This window comes from Streptomyces barringtoniae (assembly GCF_020819595.1).
Taxonomy (GTDB): Bacteria; Actinomycetota; Actinomycetes; order Streptomycetales; family Streptomycetaceae; genus Streptomyces; species Streptomyces barringtoniae.
Genome location: NZ_JAJHNP010000006.1, coordinates 193,081 through 210,180 on the forward strand (window position 1 = coordinate 193,081; position 17,100 = coordinate 210,180).

A 17,100-nucleotide genomic window follows, 5' to 3' on the forward strand; every position below is an offset into this window, starting at 1 on the left:
TCCCGCCCATCCGGCCACAACTAGTAAAAGGGGTCATTGCGGACGGCTTTCCGGGCTGCTTCTCTGGACGACGTCGCCAGGCGCCACAGTCCCCCCGGGGGCGCGGCGCCGACGCATGAGGCCACATCGCGTGGTCCGTCCCATGCGGGCGATCCCCTGTCCCCGACGCAAGAGGTACTCCGTGTCCGTCTCCTTCATCCGCCGCATCGCTTCCCCGAAGAAGGCCCTCACCGTCGCCGCCGTGGCCGCCGCCACCGCCGGCATGGCTCTGAGCGCGGCGCCCGCACAGGCCGCCCCCACCTCGGCCTCCTCCGCCCAGGCGATCGCGCACAAGATGATCCCGGACGCCGCGCAGTTCAACGCCTTCAGCAAGATCGTCTCGCACGAGAGCGGCTGGAACCCGAGCGCCACCAACAGCTCCTCCGGCGCCTACGGCCTGGTCCAGGCCCTGCCGGGCTCCAAGATGTCCTCCGCCGGTTCCGACTGGAAGACCAACCCGGCCACCCAGATCAAGTGGGGCCTGGACTACATGAACTCCCGCTACGGCAGCCCGCTGAAGGCCTGGAGCTTCTGGCAGGCCAACGGCTGGTACTGAGCCACTCGGTAGCCGCCCCCCGGCACACACGCGCACCCTCGCCCCTCGACGGGCGGGGGTGCGCGCGCATGTCCGGCCCTGCCGCCAAAGACATGCCGACGTGGTCGTATGACGAGGGAGTCACCCTGCCGACCTCGGGGGAGGCAGGAACGGGGCGTTGGGGTAGGGGTGCTCCTGCCTCCCTCGGGGTGGGCCGACCCATGGGGGTTCAGCCGGTGGTGACCTGGAGTTCCTTGACCCCGTTGATCCAGGCCGAGCGCAGCCGCCGGGGTTCGTCGGCGGGCCGCAGGCCGGGCATCGCGTCGGCGATCGCGTTGAAGATCAGGTCGATCTCCAGGATCGCCAGGGACTTGCCGAGGCAGTAGTGCGGCCCGCCCCCGCCGAAGCCGAGGTGGGGGTTGGGGTCACGGGTGATGTCGAAGGCGTCGGGGTCGGTGAAGACCTCCGGATCGTGGTTGGCGGAGGCGTAGAACAGCCCGACCCGGTCGCCCTTCCTGATCCGGGCGCCGCCCAGGTCGGTGTCCTGGGTGGCCGTCCGCTGGAAGGCGTTGACCGGGGTCGCCCAGCGCACGATCTCCTCGGCCGTCGTGCCCGGCCGCTCCCGCTTGAACAGCTCCCACTGCTCGGGATGGGTCAGGAACGCGTGCATCCCGTGGGTGATGGCGTTGCGGGTGGTCTCGTTCCCGGCCACCGCCAGCATCAGCACGAAGAAGCCGAACTCGTCGGAGTTCAGGTTGCCCTCGTCCTCCGCCGCGACGAGCGTGGTGACGATGTCGTGGGCGGGGCACTGCTTCCGCTCGGCGGCCATGTTCATGGCGTAGGCGATGATCTCGGCGGCCGACTGGGCGCCGACCTCCTCGGTGATGGCGTACTCGGGATCGTCGTAGGCGATCATCTTGTTGGACCAGTCGAAGATCTTGGACCGGTCCTCCTGGGGTACGCCGATCAGCTCGGCGATGGCCTGCAGGGGCAGTTCGCAGGCGACCTCGGTGACGAAGTCGAAGGGCCCGGAGCGCGCGCGGGCACTCTCGACGATCGCCCCCGCACGCGCCCGGAGCCGCTCCTCCAGGGCACGGATGGAACGTGGCGTGAAGCCGCGCTGCACGATCTGCCGCACCCGCGTATGTTCCGGAGGATCCATGTTGAGCAGGATCAGCCGCTGTGCGTCGATCGCGTCGCGCTCGATGTGCTCGTTGAAGCGGATGATCGCGGTGTTGACGGTGGAGGAGAAGAGCTCCGGGTGCGTGGAGACGTACCGGACGTCCGCGTGCCGGGTCACGGCCCAGTAGCCCTCGTCGGCGAAGCCCGCGAGGCCGTGCGGCTGCGGGATCCAGCGGACCGGCTCGGCGCGGCGCAGCTCGGCGAACTCCGGGAGGGGCACACGGTGGTGCAGCAGGTCGGGGTCGGTGAAGTCGAACCCGTCGGGCAGCGCGGGGCAGTGCATCGGCGACTCCCGTCGTCCGGTCTCAGTCCGTTCTGACGGCCCATCAGCGGGTGCCGTGAAGGTAGTAACGGGTTCTACAAGTCGCAAGGGGTACGGCAGGCCCAATCCGTGCGGAATTCGTGCAGATCGCGACTCCGGCACCTGCAAGACCCTTGCGGTGATGGACATCACGTCAGCAGACTGCTGGACAGAACTAGAACGCGTACTAGTTCTGGAGGAGAGCCCTCTCGGAGAGGACCCGCACCCATGGCCGCCGAACCCGTGATCGTCGAAGCCGTACGCACCCCGATCGGCAAGCGCGGCGGCGCGCTCGCCAACCTGCACCCCGCCTATCTCCTGGGCGAGACCTACCGTGAACTCCTCGGCCGCACCGGCATCCCCGCCGACGCGGTCGAGCAGATCGTCGGCGGCACGGTCACCCACGCTGGCGAACAGTCCATGAACCCCGCGCGCACGGCCTGGCTGACCATGGGGCTGCCGTACGAGACGGCGGCGACGACGGTCGACTGCCAGTGCGGCTCCTCCCAGCAGGCCTCGCACATGGTGGCCAACATGATCGCCGGGGGCGTGATCGACGTCGGGATCAGCTGCGGTGTCGAGGCGATGAGCCGGGTCCCGCTGGGTTCGGGCTCGAAGCACGGCCCCGGCAAGCCGTTCCCGGACGAGTGGAACGTGGACCTGCCGAACCAGTTCGAGGCGGCCGAACGCATCGCGCGCCACCGGGGCCTGACGAGGGAGAACGTCGACGCGCTGGGTGTGCGCTCGCAGGAGCGGGCGGCGCTGGCCTGGGCCGAGGAACGCTTCAAGCGCGAGACGTTCGCCGTGCAGGTGCCGACCACCGAGGAGGAGCAGTACGCCGGTCAGGGCATGTGGCGCCTGGTCGACAAGGACGAGGGACTGCGCGACACGTCCATGGAGGCGCTGGCCGGCCTGAAGCCGGTGATGCCGACGGCCGTCCACACGGCGGGCAACTCGTCGCAGATCTCGGACGGGGCGGCGGCCATCATGTGGGCGTCGAAGCGGATGGCCAGGGCGCTGAGGTTGAAGCCCCGGGCGCGGATCGTCGCCCAGGCGCTGGTGGGCGCCAACCCGCACTTCCACCTCGACGGCCCGATCGACGCGACGCGCGCGGTGCTGGGCAAGGCCGGGATGTCCCTGAAGGACATCGACCTGGTCGAGATCAACGAGGCCTTCGCGTCCGTGGTGCTGAGCTGGGCCCAGGTCTTCGAACAGGACCTGGACAAGGTCAACGTCAACGGCGGTGCGATCGCGTTGGGTCACCCGGTGGGGGCGACAGGCGCCCGCCTGATCACCACCGCCCTGCACGAACTGGAGCGCGCGGACAAGGAGTTCGCGCTGATCACCATGTGCGCGGGCGGTGGGCTGGCCACGGGGACGATCATTCAGCGGTTGTAGAGGCCCAGTTCACGAAGGTGGTGAAGCTGGCGGGATCGAGGGTGAGGATCGGTCCCGCCGGGGTCTTTGAGTCGCGGATCGCGATGGTGGTGGGGGCTTCGGCTATCTCCACGCATTCGCCACCCTGGTCTCCGCTGTAGCTGGACTTACGCCAGTTGCTCTCCATAGCGGTCCTCCATCACTTGTCGGATGAGCCCCGCCGAGTCCTTGATCGAGAGCGCGGCGGCTCGAAGATGATCGTAACGGAGCGAGCAGTCCTTGACGGTGTCCGGGTTCGCGGTCGTATGCCCGCTGCCGTACCCCTCGGTGTAGACGATGCTCGGGTCGCCGACAAAGCGGAAGACGGTGAACGAGCCCTGGAGTCCAGGGTGCTCCCCAGCCGAATACGGCAAGATCTGCACGTTGATCCAGGGGTCGTCCTCGAAAGTCAAGAGGTAGGCCAGTTGCTCGCGCATGACCTCGTGGCCGCCGATCTCCTGGTGCAGCGCGGCCTCGTTGAGGACCGTCCAGAAGACCGGTGGCTCTTCCTTCTCAAATACGCGCTGGCGAGCGAGCCGAACCGCCACGCGATCCGCGAGTTTGTCCCGGTCCAGCACGCCGAGCACTGCACGGACATAGGACGGGGACTGCAGCAAACCGTGAATCAACTGGGTCTGGAACGTACAGATCTCCGTCGCCCGCACCTCCAGCTCGGCCACCTGCTGAAACCAAGCCGGAAGCTGACTCCGCATCACCAGGGGATGGAGCCGCGTCAGTAACCCGCCCGTGCACAGCGCCGCGTCCGCCCGCTGGCTGAAGTCGAGCGTCGGCAGCTTCCGTGCCGTCTCCACCTGGCCCACCATCGACCCCGTGTAGTTGATGATGTCCCCGAGCTGCTTCTGCGTGAGTCCCGCCGCCTCTCGGAAGCGACGCAGCTCGAAGCCGTAGTAGTCGAGCGGTGAGGCGCTCGGGTCGAGGGTGTTGATGTTCACCATGCCAAGTCCCCTCTCGGACCCGTTGTGTTCAACCTGTAGCCCACCGTAGTGATCCGAGGTCAGCCTCGTCCTGTGAACCTCAACATTCCCCACACCACCCAGTACCGCATGAACCTCACCGTCGGAGAGCACTCGGTCCGCCACATCCGCCGTATCGTCCGCTCGCTGCTCCGGGAGTGGGAGCTGACGGAGCTGACGTTCGCCGTGGAGCTGGGCATGAGCGAGCTGGTCACCAACGTCGTACGGCACGTACCGGATCGCCGCTGCACCGTGCTGCTCGCGCGGCAGACGGCGGGCGTACGGGCCGAGGTGACCGACGGTTTCGGTCAACTGCCCGTAGCCGGAAGGGGCTTGGAACAGGAGTCGGAGGGCGGCCGGGGCCTCGTCCTGCTGGACGCCGTGGTCGACAAGTGGGGCGTGTCACCGGCCGGGGCCGGCAAGTCGGTCTGGTTCGAGTGCGGGGTCGCCTGAGCGCAGCGGCACGAGCACCGGCATCGGTTCCCTTTCCGCACGGGCCCGCGGGCCCTGGAACACGTACGACAGGCCGAAGCCGGCGCTCACCACCGCCGCGCCGCCGACCGCGTCCAGCACCCAGTGGTTGCCGGTGGCGACGATGGCCGAGACGGTCAAGAGGGGGTGCAGGAGGCCGAGGGCCTTCATCCACCACCTCGGGGCGATGACCGCGATGACCACGCCGCACCACAGGGCCCAGCCGAAGTGCAGCGACGGCATCGCCGCGTACTGGTTGGTGAGCGCGGTCAGGGTGCCGTAGTCCGGTTTGGAGAAGTCCTGGACGCCGTGGACGGTGTCGATCATGCCGAGCCCCGGCATCAGGCGCGGCGGGGCCAGCGGGAAGAGCCAGAAGCCGATGAGGGCGAGGAAGGTGGCGAAGCCGAGGGAGGCGCGGGCCCAGCGGTAGTCGACGGGGCGGCGCCAGTAGAGGACGGCGAGGACCGTCAGGGGCACCACGAAGTGGAAGGACTCGTAGTAGAAGTCGAAGAAGTCCCGCAGCCAGCCGATCTTCACGACGGTGTGGTTGGCCCAGTGCTCGACGTCGATGTGGAGGAACCGTTCGACGTCGAGGACGATGTGGCCGTGGTGCTCGGCCCGCGCCCGGCCGCCGGAGACGGTGCCGCCGGTCGCGGCCAGGCGGACCTGCTGGTAGGCGGCGTACACGACCCGGATGAGCAGCAGCTCCAGGAGCAGGTTCGGGCGGGTGAGGACGCGGCGGAGGAAGGGGAGCAGGGGGATGCGGCGGAAGCGGGCCGGGACCGGCGGCGCGTACTCCGCCGGGACCGGCCGCTGGTAGTGGGGGGACGTCCGCGACAGGAACGGCACCGCCGTGGCGGCGGCCAGCGCCGCGAGCAGGACGAGGTTGTCGCGCAGCGGGTGCATCACCGCCATGTTCGGCAGCATCATCTTCGCCGGCAGGGTGGTCACCAGGATCATCGCGACCGGCCAGGCGTAGCGGCCGGAGGCCCGAACGCCGACCCGGCCGACCATCGCGAGCAGCACCCACAGCACCTGGTACTGCCAGGCGGTGGGGGACACCGCGACGACGGCGCAGCCGGTGACGGCCACGGCGAGCAGCAGCTGGCCGTCGTGCGCGTAGCGGACGGCGCGGCGCAGGGCGAGCGCGGCGACGGCGGCGCTCAGCACCAGGAAGAGGCCGATCTCCAGCGGGCCGATCACGCCCAGGCGGAGCAGGGCTCCGTGCAGGGACTGGTTGCCGAGGGCGTGCGCCTTGCCGCCGAGGCCCACCCCGGCCATGTGGTGCACCCAGTACGTGTACGAGTCGTGCGGCAGCGCCGCCCAGGCGAGCGCGGTGCAGGCGGCGAAGGTGCCGGCCGTGGCGGCGGTGGCCCGGCGGCGGCCGGTGAACCACAGCAGCGGGGCGAAGAGCAGCATGGTCGGCTGCAGAGCGGCGGCCAGGCCTATGCACAGCCCGCTCCCGCGTTCGCCGCGTACGGTGAAGCAGCCGAGCAGGACGAGCAGGACCGGGATGATGCTGGTCTGGCCGAGCCACAGGGCGTTGCGGACGGGCAGCGACAGCATGAGCAGGCTGATCGCGACCGGTGCGGCCAGCAGGGAGGTGCGGCGGCCGATCGGCTGGGGCAGCGCGCGGGCCGCCACCAGGCCGAGGGCGACGACCAGCAGCAGGGTGCCGAAGGTCCAGCCCCAGCCGAGCGCGGCTTGAGCGGAGCGCGTGAGGGGCTTGAGGACCAGGCCGCCGAAGGGCGTGCCGGTGAACCGGGTCGAGTCGTAGATCGAGCCGTTCACGTGCAGCACGCCGTGGGGGCCCACCCAGGTCTCCAGGTCGGTCAGCCGCTCGCCGCTCGGCGTGGTGAGGACGACGGTCAGCTGCCGTATCGCGAGGATCGCGGCGACCGCCCACAGGGCGAGCCGGGCCGCGCGCAGCCCCGCCTCGGCCGGGGCCCTGCCGAAGGTGTCCGCCGCTCCCCCGCTGTGCTCCACGTTCGCCACGCCTCGTCGGCCTCCCGCCCCGTTCGGTCCCGGCGCCGGTCACACCGGATTCCTCTGAGCACCCTATGAGGGGCTCAGCCCCCCGGGAGAAGGACGCGGGAAACCAACGCTTCACCTGACGTCCGTTCTCCTTTTGTCCGGAAGACGATAGTCGGGGGCATGGGCGGTTGCCCGTGCGGGGCGCGAGAAGGATCACAGCACGGGACCGGAATGGCTGGTTACGAGCGGGCAGACGTACCTGCGTATGCGCCGTTTAGCTGCAGTATGCAGTTAACCGCATACGTGACGTAAGGTGCCCAAGTCCGCCTATGGTCACTTTTCGGCCCGAATTCCGGCAGTGCCGCCGTGCGGACCGCGTCCCTGTCCCCGTCGAAAGGTAGGCGAGCCCCGTTTTGGCGACCGCCACAGCCGTCTCCCCGTCCCTCGTGAAGACCCGGCGGGCCTCCACGGCCCGTGACGTCACCGTCACCGACCCCGCGCTGGTCAAGCGCGCCGTGAAGGCGGCCGCGCTCGGCAACGCGATGGAGTGGTTCGACTTCGGTGTCTACAGCTACATCGCGGTCACCCTGGGCAAGGTCTTCTTCCCCTCCGGCAACCCGACCGCGCAGCTGCTGTCGACCTTCGGCGCCTTCGCGGCGGCCTTCCTGGTCCGGCCGCTCGGTGGCATGGTCTTCGGTCCGCTGGGCGACCGCGTGGGCCGTCAGAAGGTGCTCGCCCTCACGATGATCATGATGGCGGCGGGCACGTTCGCGATCGGCCTGATCCCGTCGTACGCCTCGATCGGCGTGGGCGCGCCGCTGCTCCTGCTGGCCGCCCGGCTGGTGCAGGGCTTCTCCACCGGCGGCGAGTACGCCGGCGCGTCGACCTTCATCGCCGAGTACGCCCCCGACAAGAAGCGCGGGTTCTTCGGCAGCTGGCTGGAGTTCGGCACGCTGGCGGGCTACATCGGCGGCGCGGGCCTGGTCACCCTGATGACCGCGCTGCTGTCCTCGCACGACCTGGTGTCGTGGGGCTGGCGGATCCCGTTCCTCGTCGCCGGTCCGATGGGCATCATCGGCCTGTACCTGCGGATGCGTCTCGAGGAGACCCCGGCGTTCGCGGCCGAGGTGGAGAAGGCGGAGGCCGCCCGGCCGAAGGTGCCGCTGCGCGAGATGGTCGCGGGGCAGTGGAAGGCGCTGCTGCTGTGCATGGGCCTGGTGCTGGTCTTCAACGTCACCGACTACATGCTGCTGTCGTACATGCCGAGCTACCTCACCAGTGAGCTGAAGTACGACGAGACGCACGGGCTGCTGGTCGTGCTGGGTGTGATGGCCCTGATGATGGTCGTCCAGCCGTTCGCGGGCGCCCTGACCGACCGGGTCGGCCGCCGCCCGGTGATCGCGGCGGGCTGCGCGGGCTTCCTGTTCCTCTCCGTCCCGGCCCTGCTGCTGATCCGCCAGGGCAGCCTGCTCGCCGTGGCGCTGGGGATGGGCGCGCTGGGTCTGCTGCTGGTCTGCTTCACGGCGGCCATGCCGGCCGCGCTGCCCGCCCTGTTCCCCACGCGGGTGCGGTACGGGTCCCTGTCCATCGGGTTCAACGTGTCGGTGTCGCTGTTCGGCGGGACGACTCCGCTGGTGGTCACGGCGCTGATCGGGGCGACCGGGAACATGATGATGCCCGCGTACTACATGATGGCGGCGGCTGTCGTGGGCGGTTTCGCGGTGTGGCGGATGTCCGAGTGTGCGGGGCGGCCGTTGCCGGGTTCCGCTCCGGCGGTGGAACAGCGGTAGGCGCCGTGGGGGTGCTGCCGTATCCCGGGTGCGGGTGCACTGTGGCTGGTCGCGCAGTTCCCCGCGCCCCTGGGGAGCGGGCAGCGCCCCGACGTGTCCAGCGGCGGCACCGGAACCGATCACAAGGGCAGCGCCGTCTGTTGCCCTTGTGAAACAACCCCGCGCCCGCATCGTCACCCTGGTCCTCGCTCTCCTGAGTATTCAGCTGAGCTGGCTCATCGCCCCGGCCTACGCCTGTGGGTGCGGGGCGATGGTGCCGGATCCGGCGAGAGAGATATCCGTCGCACAGGAGCAGTCCGTGCTGCGGTGGGACGGCCGCCAGGAGCAGATCGTGATGCGGCTGACGGTGAACGGCGACGCGCGGCACGCCGCCTGGATCATGCCCGTCCCGCACCGGGCGACCGTACGCCTCGGCGACCCCGCCCTCTTCGACCAGCTGGCCGGGGCCATCCAGCCCGTCCACCGCACCCGGTACCACTTCTGGCCGGAGAACGGCGACTGGCCCTTCGACGATCACGGCATCTCCGCCGACGGCGCCGCACCCCCCGCCGCCGGCGGCGTGGGCGTGATCGGCCGCCAGCGGCTCGGCCCCTTCGACGTGGCCCGGCTGACCGCCACCGACCCGGCCGCCCTCGGCGACTGGCTGCACACCCACGGCTTCTCCCTGTCCGCCCGCCTGCGGACGGCCCTGCAGCCGTACGTCGACCGGCACTGGGAGTACGTGGCCGTCCGCCTCGCCCCGGACGCCCCGGACACCGCGCTGCACGGCGCGCTGGACCCCATCCACCTCACCTTCTCCGCCGACCGCCCGGTGTACCCGATGCGGCTCTCCCGCCTGGCCCGCACCCCGCAGTCACTCGGCCTGTACGTCCTGGCCGCCCACCGCATGGAGACCCGCACCACGATCGGCGGCCTCACGCCCAGCGTGGTCTTCGCGGGCCGAGTCCGCGCACACGGCGGCGCCCTCGGCGAGCTGACCGCCGGCACGCCGTACCTGACCGCCCTGACCCAGCGGTTTCCCGAGCCCGCCCGCATCTCCGGCGACCACGAGCTGCGCCGGGCCGCCGCCGACACCCCGGTCCAGCAGGTGATCTACGACGACCGGCTGCGCGAGGTCGCCGGGGTCCCGGCCTGGCTGCTCGCCGTGGCCGGCGTGGTCGTGCCGGTCGCTGCCGTCGGCGTCCTGATCGCCGTACGGCGCTCCCGGCGGCCGGTGAATCCGCCGGAGATCACGCCGTCGGCGCCCGTCGGCTGAGACGATGTCAGCGGGAACGGCAGGCACTCGGGAAAGGCAGCAGGAGCATGAGCGACTCCCAGCTCTGGGACGACGTCGATGACTACTTCACCAGCCGGCTCACCCCCGATGACGAGGTGCTGCAGGCGGCCCTGCGGGAGAACGACGCGGCCGGTCTGCCGAACATCGCCGTCACGGCGGCACAGGGCAAGTTCCTCCAGCTGCTCGCCCAGATGCAGGGCGCGCGGCACATCCTGGAGATCGGCACACTCGGCGGATACAGCACGATCTGGCTGGCCCGGGCCCTGCCCGAGGACGGCAGGCTGGTGTCGCTGGAGTACAACGCCAGGCACGCGGAGGTGGCCACCCGGAACCTCGCCCGGGCGGGCCTGGACCGGATCGCGGAGGTGCGGGTGGGACCGGCCCTGGAGTCGCTGCCCAAGCTCGCCGACGAGAACCCGGCCCCGTTCGACCTGGTGTTCATCGACGCCGACAAGGCCAACAACGCGCACTACGTCGAGTGGGCGCTGCGGCTCACCCGCACCGGGAGCCTGATCATCGTGGACAACGTGGTGCGCGGCGGCCGGGTCGTCGACGAGCACAGCACCGAGCCCGACGTCGTGGGCACGCGTGCCGCGATCGAGCTGATCGCCACCCATCCGAGGCTGAGCGGCACCGCGATCCAGACGGTCGGCAGCAAGGGCTACGACGGGTTCGCGCTGGCCCGGGTACTGGACTGAGCGGCCCCCGCCGCGCCGCCCGGTCCAGGGCTCAGGCCTCTGACCTCGGAGCCGAGTTCAGACCTCGTGGTAGAAGCCGACGTTGACGCTGCGCGGCGCGGTGCGGTCCTGGACGACGATCTCACCGGACCCGCCGTGCGGCAGCGGTACGGTCGCGCCGTAGCCGAGGGGCTGCGCGTACTCCCCGACCAGCAGCCGCACTTCGGACGACGGCTCGGCCTGCGAACCGCGCAGCCAGCTCAACTGCCAGCCGCCGTCCGGGGTGCACAGGAACTCCAGGTGCACCCGGGAGACGAACAGCCAGTCCTCGGGGGTGACCAGCCGGCACACGGACGCGTCGCGGCCGACCCGGAGCACGGCGCCCGGCTCGCTCGGCGCCTCGGCCATCGTCATGCCGGCCGTGGCGCCCGCTTCGGCTCCGGAGACGGTGGCCATGGTGAGTTCGAGCACGAGCGTTTCCCCCTGTACGACCTTCGTGGTTCGGCGGCCGGATCTGCGTACCCCCGCCGCATGATAAAACGCCCGGCCGGGCCGCGTCCGGCACAATGGGTTCATGACCGAGCGAAAGCCACCGGGCGTGCCGTTCGAGTCCTGGGTCGACAAGCAGATCCGCGACGCGCAGGGACGGGGTGAGTTCGAGCGGCTGCCGGGCACGGGTGAGCCGTTGCCCACCGAACTGGACTCCACCTACGACGAACTGTGGTGGGTCAAGCGGAAGATGGTGCGCGAGGGCCTGTCCGTCCTGCCACCCGCCCTCGCCCTGCGCAAGGAGGCCGAGGACGCGCTCGCGGCGGCCTACGCGGCGCCGTCGGAGCGGATCGCGCGGAAGATCATCGAGGACGTCAACGTCAAGATCAAGGACATGATGTTCAAGCCGCCGCCCGGTCCCCCGCTGGGCAGGAAGCCGTACGACGTCGAGGAGGTCGTGCGGGAGTGGCGGCAGCGCAGGGCTGCCGCCAAGGGGCCGTCAGAGGTGTAGCAGGCGCCCGGCCAGCTCCTGGTAGTCGCGCAGAGCCAGCCTGAGCTGCTCGGTGTCGAGGTCCGAGCCGGGTCCGCGGTCCTCGGAGGCCTCCCAGGACCGCCGCAGCGTACGCCGGCGCCTCTCCACGGCTTCTTCGAACCGCCCCGCGATCTCCTCCAGCACGTGATCGGCCTGCTCCACCACGCCCCGGGGCTCGTCCACGAACCCGGCCGCCAGCTGCCGCATCCGCAGCTCCCAGCGGTCGGTCTCGTCGTGGGGCAGCAGGGGGGCACCGGTGCCGGAGGGAGCGGGCGCCGTCTCACCGACACCGCCGGATGCCGTGCCGCCGGGCGCCGTCGGCCAGGCGTCCGGCGCGGTGGACTCGGTGGTGTGCGCCTCACGCGCGGTCACGTCCCCGGGGGAGGGAACCCCCAGCCCGTCATCCGGCATCGGACTCTCGTAAGCCACACCACCCTCACCGGACACACGCCTCTCACCTGGCGTTCCGCTCCCGCCCGGCATCCGGCTCTCGCCCGGCGCCCCACGCTCGCCTTGCATCCCGCCGCCACCGGGCATCCAGCCCTCGTCGGCCGCATCCCTCTCACCGGGCATGCGCCCCTCGCCCGGCGATCCGCTCTCGCCGGCCGTCCAAGACCCGCCGGGCACACCTGTCCCGGCAGGCATACCACCCACGCTCGGCACACCCCTGTCACCGGACATCCGGCCCTCACCCGGCATGCGACGTTCGCCCGGCGCCCGGCCCTCGTCCGGTATGTCCTCCGGGGTGAGGTCGTCGGCTGTCAGGCCGTTTCTGCCGGGGCCGACCGAGCCGGGGAGACGACGGGACCGGTGGCCCAGGGGCATGTCCTCCGGGGTCCAGTCCTCGTCCTCGCGGGGGCGGCTCTTCCTGTCCGACATGGCGCTCAACCCTCCTTCGGGTGGGTCCTGTTGAAGGCCCACGGGGTATGGGAGCCGCTGCCGGTCTCCCCGGAGGGGTGGGTCAGGTCGTCGAAGAGGGCGCGGGCGCCGACGAGCGCCGTACGCATCTCCTCGGTCCCGGAGCCGGCCTCGGTCAGCGCGTCGCGCGCGCCCGCACGTGCCACCCGGTGCACCTGCCGATAGCCGTCGACGTGGTCGGCGTGGTGCACGGACAGCGCGGCGAACTGCTCCTCGTAGCGCCCGCCGTCCGGGTAGCCCCGCGCGGCCGCGACGTCGGCGAGGAGCTGGTCGGCCTCGGCCACCGCCTGCCGCGGTGATTCGACGAAGTGTTCCTGCACGGCCGTCCAGCGGGCCGCGTAGTGCTCGCGCCCGGCCTGGTCCAGCGGCCGTTCCCGCAGGCCGCCGTGGCGTTCGACGCGCTCGGCGAGCTCCCGTTCGGCTGCCTCGGTGTCCCCGTCGTGCAGGGCGACGGTCCGGTCGTACTCGGGTCCGAAGCGCCGCCTCAGGCCGGAACCGCCGTGCCGTCCGCGGCCGCGCAGAACCGGGGACGCGGCCGCGGCGATGATCACGACCGCCACGATCACGGTCAACACGATCATGCCTGTGGACATGGTTGCCTTCCGCTCGGGCCGGCCCCACTGGCCGGCTCCCCCTCCGGGTGACCCGGAAGGGGAGCCACAAACGGTGATCAGTTGGCGAAGCGGCGCAGTCCGGTCACGGACCAGACCGTCGCGATACGCCCGTCCGTCACCTCCAGCAGATCGATCCCGCTCTTCTGGACGCCGTCCGGCAGGGTCACGTACCAGCAGCAGGCGGCCCGGCCCGACTCGCCGTCCACCACCGGCGTGCCGTCGACGGTGAAGCGCAGTCCGGGCTTCTCCTCGCGGAAGGCGGCGACCAGCCGGAGGATCCCGGCCGGGCCGTGCACCGCGTCCGTGGTCGCGCCCCGTTCGGGATCGTTGCCGAAGCGGATGCGGAAGCCGGGCGCGAGGAACGCCTCCGGGTCGCTGAAGTCGCCGTTCCACAGCGCGGTCCAGCGGTCGAAGAGGGCGATGCCGGTGGCGGGGGTGAGATCGGTGCCGCTCGTCAGGGATGTCGGTGTCGGTGTCGGTGTCGGTGTCATGGGCATCAGCCTGCGCCCCATCCGCGACAACCCCCTGTCGGTGATTGCCGTCACATCACCGTCGCCGCGTCGAGCGGCACGACGTCGGAGCCGAGCGTGTCGAGGGCGGCGAGGTCGACGGCGCGGTGCGGGGCCCGCTCGTCCAGGGCCGTGGCCGCGCGGACCCGGTCCAGCCGGAAGCCGCGCGGTGCGTCGCGCAGCCGGCACCAGCCGGCCAGGTACCAGTGCTCGGTGCCGCCGAGGAAGCCGAGCGGTTCCACGTCCCGCGCGGTGACCCGGCCGGCGGCGTCGGCGTAGTCCAGCCGCAGCACCCGGCCCGCCGTCAGCGCCTCCCGCAGCGCGGCGGGCACCACGGGCCCGGCGGGCCGCGCGGGTCGGGCGGCCGGGACGAGCAGCCGTACCCGCTCGGTCAGCTCGGCCGCCGCCCTGCGCTCCCGTTCCGGCATCACGGCGAGCACCTTGTGCAGCGCGCTGCGCGCGTCCGCCGCGAACGGCGTCCCGGCCAGGGTGTGCAGCCCGACGGCGAGGGCGGTCGCCTCGGCCGGGGTGATGGTCAGCGGCGGCAGCGTCCGCTCCTTGTCGAGCACATAGCCGCCGCTGCGGCCCGGCTCGGCGTGGATGGGCACCCCGGACTGCTGCAGCGCGGCCAGGTCCCGTTCGACGGTGCGGACACTGACCTCGAAGCGCCGGGCGAGCGCACGGGCGCTGCGGGGCCGGGGAGCGGCGGCGCGCAGTTCCTCGACGAGGGCGTAGAGACGGTCGGTGCGGTTCACGGCAGACAGTCTGCGGAAATTCACTCGGCGGTGCGGCGCAGGGCCGCCGACAATGGCCGGCATGACGTGGACGATCGCCCCGGAACCGTACGACTCCCCGGTCGCCGCCGCGCTGTGGCGGGCGTACTACACGGAGGTCAGCGACCGCTGGTACCTGGTGCACGAGGGCCGGCGCACCGACCCCGCCGAACTGGAGCGGGAGATCGCGGCCACGACCGGATCCGAACTCGCTCCCCCCTCCGGTCAGTTGCTCGTCGGCCGGTACGACGGAGAGCCGGCCGGTTCGGCGGGGGTACGGCTGCTGGAGCCGGACACGGCGGAACTGACCCGGGTGTTCGTGTACGAGCGGCTGCGCGGCAGGGGCGGGGCCCCGCTGCTGGTGGCCGCCGCCGAGGAGGCCGCCCGCACCCTCGGCGCCCGGCGGCTGATCCTGGACACCCGCTCCGACCTGGTCGAGGCCCGCGCCCTGTACGCCCGCCTCGGCTACGCGGAGACCGACCCGCACAACGACGACGTCTACGCCGAGCACTGGTTCCGCAAGGAGCTGGCGCTCACCTGACCTGGGTGGTCGTCGCGTTGTGCGGTCGCTCGCGCTCGGTGCCGCACAGTTCGCCGGTGAGTTCCCTGACGAGCTGGGTCAGGTCGGTGGAACGGCCGGGCTTCCACCAGTCGCCGAGGAGTTCGGCGAGGGACTCCTCGCGGGCCTTGGCGAGGTGTTCGGCGACCTCGCGGCCCGAGGGGGTCAAGTACAGGTCCAGGCCCCGGCGTTCGGCGAGGTGCCGTTCCTCGACCTGGCGGGCGGCGGCGAGGACGGCCGCCAGCGGGACGGGGCTGCGCTCGGCGAGCACGCCCGGTTCGACGGAGCCGTACTTGCGGATGCGCAGCAGCATCCAGCTGGCGGCGGGCAGCAGGTCGTACCCGGCCCGTTCGGTGATCTTCCGGTAGACCTCGCGGCGGCCCTCGCGGGTGCCGAGCAGGGACAGGGCGCGGGAGCACTCGTCGTAGGAGGACCGCTCGACCGGGTTGGGCGGGATGGTCTCGGAGGCGTCCGGCGCGGTGACCGAGCCGCGCAGCCGGTCCTCCTTGAGGAACCAGGCCAGCAGGAAGCCGAGGAGGGCGACGGGGGCGGCGTAGAGGAAGACGTCGGTGATGGCGGACGCGTACGCGTGCAGGGCCGCCGGGCGCAGGGCGGGCGGCAGGGCGGCGATGCCGCGCGGGTCGGACTTGAGGGCGTCGGCGCTGGCGCCGGGCGGCAGATGGGCTCCCCGGAAGGCGGCGGCGAGCTTGTCGCCGAGACGGCTCGCGAACACCGTGCCGAAGATCGCCACGCCGAAGGAGGCGCCGATGGAGCGGAAGAAGGTCGCGCCGGAGGTGGCGACGCCCAGGTCCTCGTACGACACGGCGTTCTGCACGATGAGGACGAGCACCTGCATGACCAGGCCGAGGCCGAGGCCGAACACGAAGAAGCAGACGCTCATCTCGGCGGTGGAGCTGCGCTCGTCGAGCCGGTGCAGCAGGAGCAGGCCGATGGTGGTGACGGCGGTGCCGGTGACCGGGAACACCTTCCAGCGGCCGGTGCGGCTGACGATCTGCCCGGAGATCGTGGACGACAGCAGCAGGCCGACGACCATGGGCAGCATGTGCACGCCGGACAGGGTCGGCGAGATGCCGTGCACGACCTGCAGGAAGGTCGGCAGGTAGGTCATCGCGCCGAACATGGCGAAGCCGACGATGAAGCTGATGACGGCGGCGAGGGTGAAGGTGCGGATGCCGAACAGCTTCAGCGGCAGCACCGGTTCGGCGGCCCGGCGCTCCGCGGCGACGAACGCCACGGCCAGCAGGACGCCCAGCACGGCCAGCCCGATGATCTGCGCCGAGCCCCAGGCCCAGGTCGTCCCGCCGAGGGAGGCGACCAGCACCAGGCAGGTGGCGACGGACGCGATCAGGAGCGTGCCCAGGTAGTCGATGACGTGGTGCGCGGTGCGGCGCGGGATGTGCAGGGCGGTGGCGATCACGGCGAGCGCGACGACGCCGACGGGCAGGTTGACGTAGAACACCCAGCGCCAGCTCAGATGCTGGGTGAACAGCCCGCCGAGCAGTGGGCCCAGCACGCTGGTCGCCCCGAACACCGCCCCGAACAGCCCCTGGTAGCGCCCGCGTTCACGGGGCGGCACGATGTCGCCGACGATCGCCATCGACAGCACCATCAGCCCGCCGCCGCCCAGGCCCTGCAGCGCCCGGAACCCGATCAGCTCGCCCATGTTCTGCGCCATGCCGCACAACGCCGAGCCGACGAGGAAGATGACGATGGCGGTCTGGAACAGCCGTTTCCGCCCGTATTGGTCGCCCAGCTTGCCCCACAGCGGGGTCGCGGCGGTCGAGGCCAGCAGGTAGGCGGTGACGACCCACGACAGGTGCTCCAGACCCCCGAGATCGCTGACGATGGTGGGCAGCGCGGTCGAGACGATCGTCTGGTCGAGCGCGGCGAGCAGCAGCCCGAGGAGCAGGGCGCCGATCGAGACGAACACGTTGCCGGAGACGTGCTCGGCGGCCTTGATCTCCTGCTGCGTGGCGTGCGCGTCCAGGGCCATGGAGACCTCCCGGGACTCAGGGGCTCGAGTGCACCTTCCATCGTGGTCGGTGTCACC

The 17,100-nt window shown here is 71.3% G+C and carries 18 protein-coding genes; 8 read left to right on the forward strand and 10 right to left on the reverse strand.

Annotation, left to right across the window (positions count from 1 at the left end; translation table 11 throughout):
* Positions 1-181: 181 nt before the first annotated feature.
* A complete protein-coding gene (locus LMU33_RS12490; RefSeq protein ID WP_228620060.1) occupies positions 182-595 on the forward strand; it encodes an aggregation-promoting factor C-terminal-like domain-containing protein in 414 nt (137 codons plus the stop codon).
* A 208-nt stretch (positions 596-803) separates the two neighbouring features.
* Here LMU33_RS12490 and LMU33_RS12495 read toward each other — a convergent pair whose 3' ends face one another.
* On the reverse strand, positions 804-2,039 hold the full coding sequence (locus LMU33_RS12495) for a cytochrome P450 (protein WP_228620062.1): 1,236 nt from the start codon (positions 2,037-2,039) through the stop codon (positions 804-806).
* Between the two features lie 246 nt (positions 2,040-2,285).
* Between LMU33_RS12495 and LMU33_RS12500 the strand changes: the two genes are divergently transcribed.
* A complete protein-coding gene (locus LMU33_RS12500; protein WP_228620063.1) occupies positions 2,286-3,455 on the forward strand; it encodes a steroid 3-ketoacyl-CoA thiolase in 1,170 nt (389 codons plus the stop codon).
* Here LMU33_RS12500 and LMU33_RS12505 read toward each other — a convergent pair.
* Both LMU33_RS12505 and LMU33_RS12510 read right to left on the reverse strand, forming a co-directional pair.
* Positions 3,439-3,621: a DUF397 domain-containing protein gene (locus LMU33_RS12505; RefSeq protein ID WP_228620065.1), complete on the reverse strand. Its 183-nt coding sequence runs from the start codon at positions 3,619-3,621 to the stop codon at positions 3,439-3,441. The two genes, LMU33_RS12500 and LMU33_RS12505, sit on opposite strands and share 17 nt — an antisense overlap.
* Positions 3,602-4,429 (reverse strand): helix-turn-helix domain-containing protein, encoded by an 828-nt coding sequence (locus tag LMU33_RS12510; protein ID WP_228620066.1) that lies wholly within the window; start codon positions 4,427-4,429, stop codon positions 3,602-3,604. Before LMU33_RS12510 ends, LMU33_RS12505 begins: the two co-directional genes overlap by 20 nt.
* A gap of 108 nt (positions 4,430-4,537) precedes the next feature.
* Here LMU33_RS12510 and LMU33_RS12515 point away from each other — a divergent pair, with 108 nt between their 5' ends.
* Positions 4,538-4,900 carry an ATP-binding protein gene (locus tag LMU33_RS12515; RefSeq protein WP_228620489.1) on the forward strand — a complete coding sequence of 121 codons (363 nt, stop codon included), beginning with the start codon at positions 4,538-4,540 and terminating at the stop codon, positions 4,898-4,900.
* On the opposite strand, the gene LMU33_RS12520 is transcribed toward LMU33_RS12515, so the two are convergent.
* A complete protein-coding gene (locus LMU33_RS12520; RefSeq protein ID WP_228620068.1) occupies positions 4,850-6,913 on the reverse strand; it encodes a bifunctional glycosyltransferase 87/phosphatase PAP2 family protein in 2,064 nt (687 codons plus the stop codon). The two genes, LMU33_RS12515 and LMU33_RS12520, sit on opposite strands and share 51 nt — an antisense overlap.
* A gap of 392 nt (positions 6,914-7,305) precedes the next feature.
* Between LMU33_RS12520 and proP the strand changes: the two genes are divergently transcribed.
* From proP to LMU33_RS12535, 3 genes are all read left to right on the forward strand, one after another.
* Entirely contained in the window at positions 7,306-8,682 is a 1,377-nt protein-coding gene (gene proP, locus LMU33_RS12525) for a glycine betaine/L-proline transporter ProP (protein ID WP_249813678.1), read from the forward strand.
* 148 nt (positions 8,683-8,830) lie between these two features.
* On the forward strand, positions 8,831-9,937 hold the full coding sequence (locus LMU33_RS12530) for a DUF2330 domain-containing protein (protein ID WP_228620070.1): 1,107 nt from the start codon (positions 8,831-8,833) through the stop codon (positions 9,935-9,937).
* Positions 9,938-9,984: 47 nt separating this feature from the next.
* The gene (locus LMU33_RS12535; RefSeq protein ID WP_228620072.1) at positions 9,985-10,656 is read left to right on the forward strand and encodes an O-methyltransferase; all 672 of its coding nucleotides are present in this window, start codon (positions 9,985-9,987) and stop codon (positions 10,654-10,656) included.
* 57 nt (positions 10,657-10,713) lie between these two features.
* Here LMU33_RS12535 and LMU33_RS12540 read toward each other — a convergent pair whose 3' ends face one another.
* Positions 10,714-11,106: a hypothetical protein gene (locus tag LMU33_RS12540; protein WP_228620073.1), complete on the reverse strand. Its 393-nt coding sequence runs from the start codon at positions 11,104-11,106 to the stop codon at positions 10,714-10,716.
* 103 nt (positions 11,107-11,209) lie between these two features.
* On the opposite strand from LMU33_RS12540, the gene LMU33_RS12545 reads away from it, so the two are divergent.
* Entirely contained in the window at positions 11,210-11,635 is a 426-nt protein-coding gene (locus LMU33_RS12545; protein WP_228620075.1) for a DnaJ family domain-containing protein, read from the forward strand.
* Here the strand turns inward: LMU33_RS12545 and LMU33_RS12550 are convergent.
* From LMU33_RS12550 to LMU33_RS12565, 4 genes are all read right to left on the reverse strand, one after another.
* Entirely contained in the window at positions 11,624-12,067 is a 444-nt protein-coding gene (locus tag LMU33_RS12550) for a hypothetical protein (RefSeq protein ID WP_308280772.1), read from the reverse strand. The genes LMU33_RS12545 and LMU33_RS12550 overlap by 12 nt on opposite strands.
* Before the next feature lie 473 nt (positions 12,068-12,540).
* Positions 12,541-13,167 (reverse strand): hypothetical protein, encoded by a 627-nt coding sequence (locus LMU33_RS12555; protein ID WP_228620077.1) that lies wholly within the window; start codon positions 13,165-13,167, stop codon positions 12,541-12,543.
* Between the two features lie 77 nt (positions 13,168-13,244).
* Positions 13,245-13,679 carry a nuclear transport factor 2 family protein gene (locus tag LMU33_RS12560; protein WP_228620079.1) on the reverse strand — a complete coding sequence of 145 codons (435 nt, stop codon included), beginning with the start codon at positions 13,677-13,679 and terminating at the stop codon, positions 13,245-13,247.
* Positions 13,680-13,729: 50 nt separating this feature from the next.
* A complete protein-coding gene (locus tag LMU33_RS12565) occupies positions 13,730-14,452 on the reverse strand; it encodes a helix-turn-helix transcriptional regulator (RefSeq protein WP_228620080.1) in 723 nt (240 codons plus the stop codon).
* A 61-nt stretch (positions 14,453-14,513) separates the two neighbouring features.
* Here LMU33_RS12565 and LMU33_RS12570 point away from each other — a divergent pair, with 61 nt between their 5' ends.
* Complete coding sequence (locus LMU33_RS12570) at positions 14,514-15,011, forward strand: GNAT family N-acetyltransferase (RefSeq protein ID WP_228620082.1); 498 nt, start codon at positions 14,514-14,516, stop codon at positions 15,009-15,011.
* On the opposite strand, the gene LMU33_RS12575 is transcribed toward LMU33_RS12570, so the two are convergent.
* On the reverse strand, positions 15,004-17,043 hold the full coding sequence (locus LMU33_RS12575) for an MDR family MFS transporter (protein WP_228620083.1): 2,040 nt from the start codon (positions 17,041-17,043) through the stop codon (positions 15,004-15,006). The two genes, LMU33_RS12570 and LMU33_RS12575, sit on opposite strands and share 8 nt — an antisense overlap.
* Positions 17,044-17,100 lie beyond the last annotated feature (57 nt).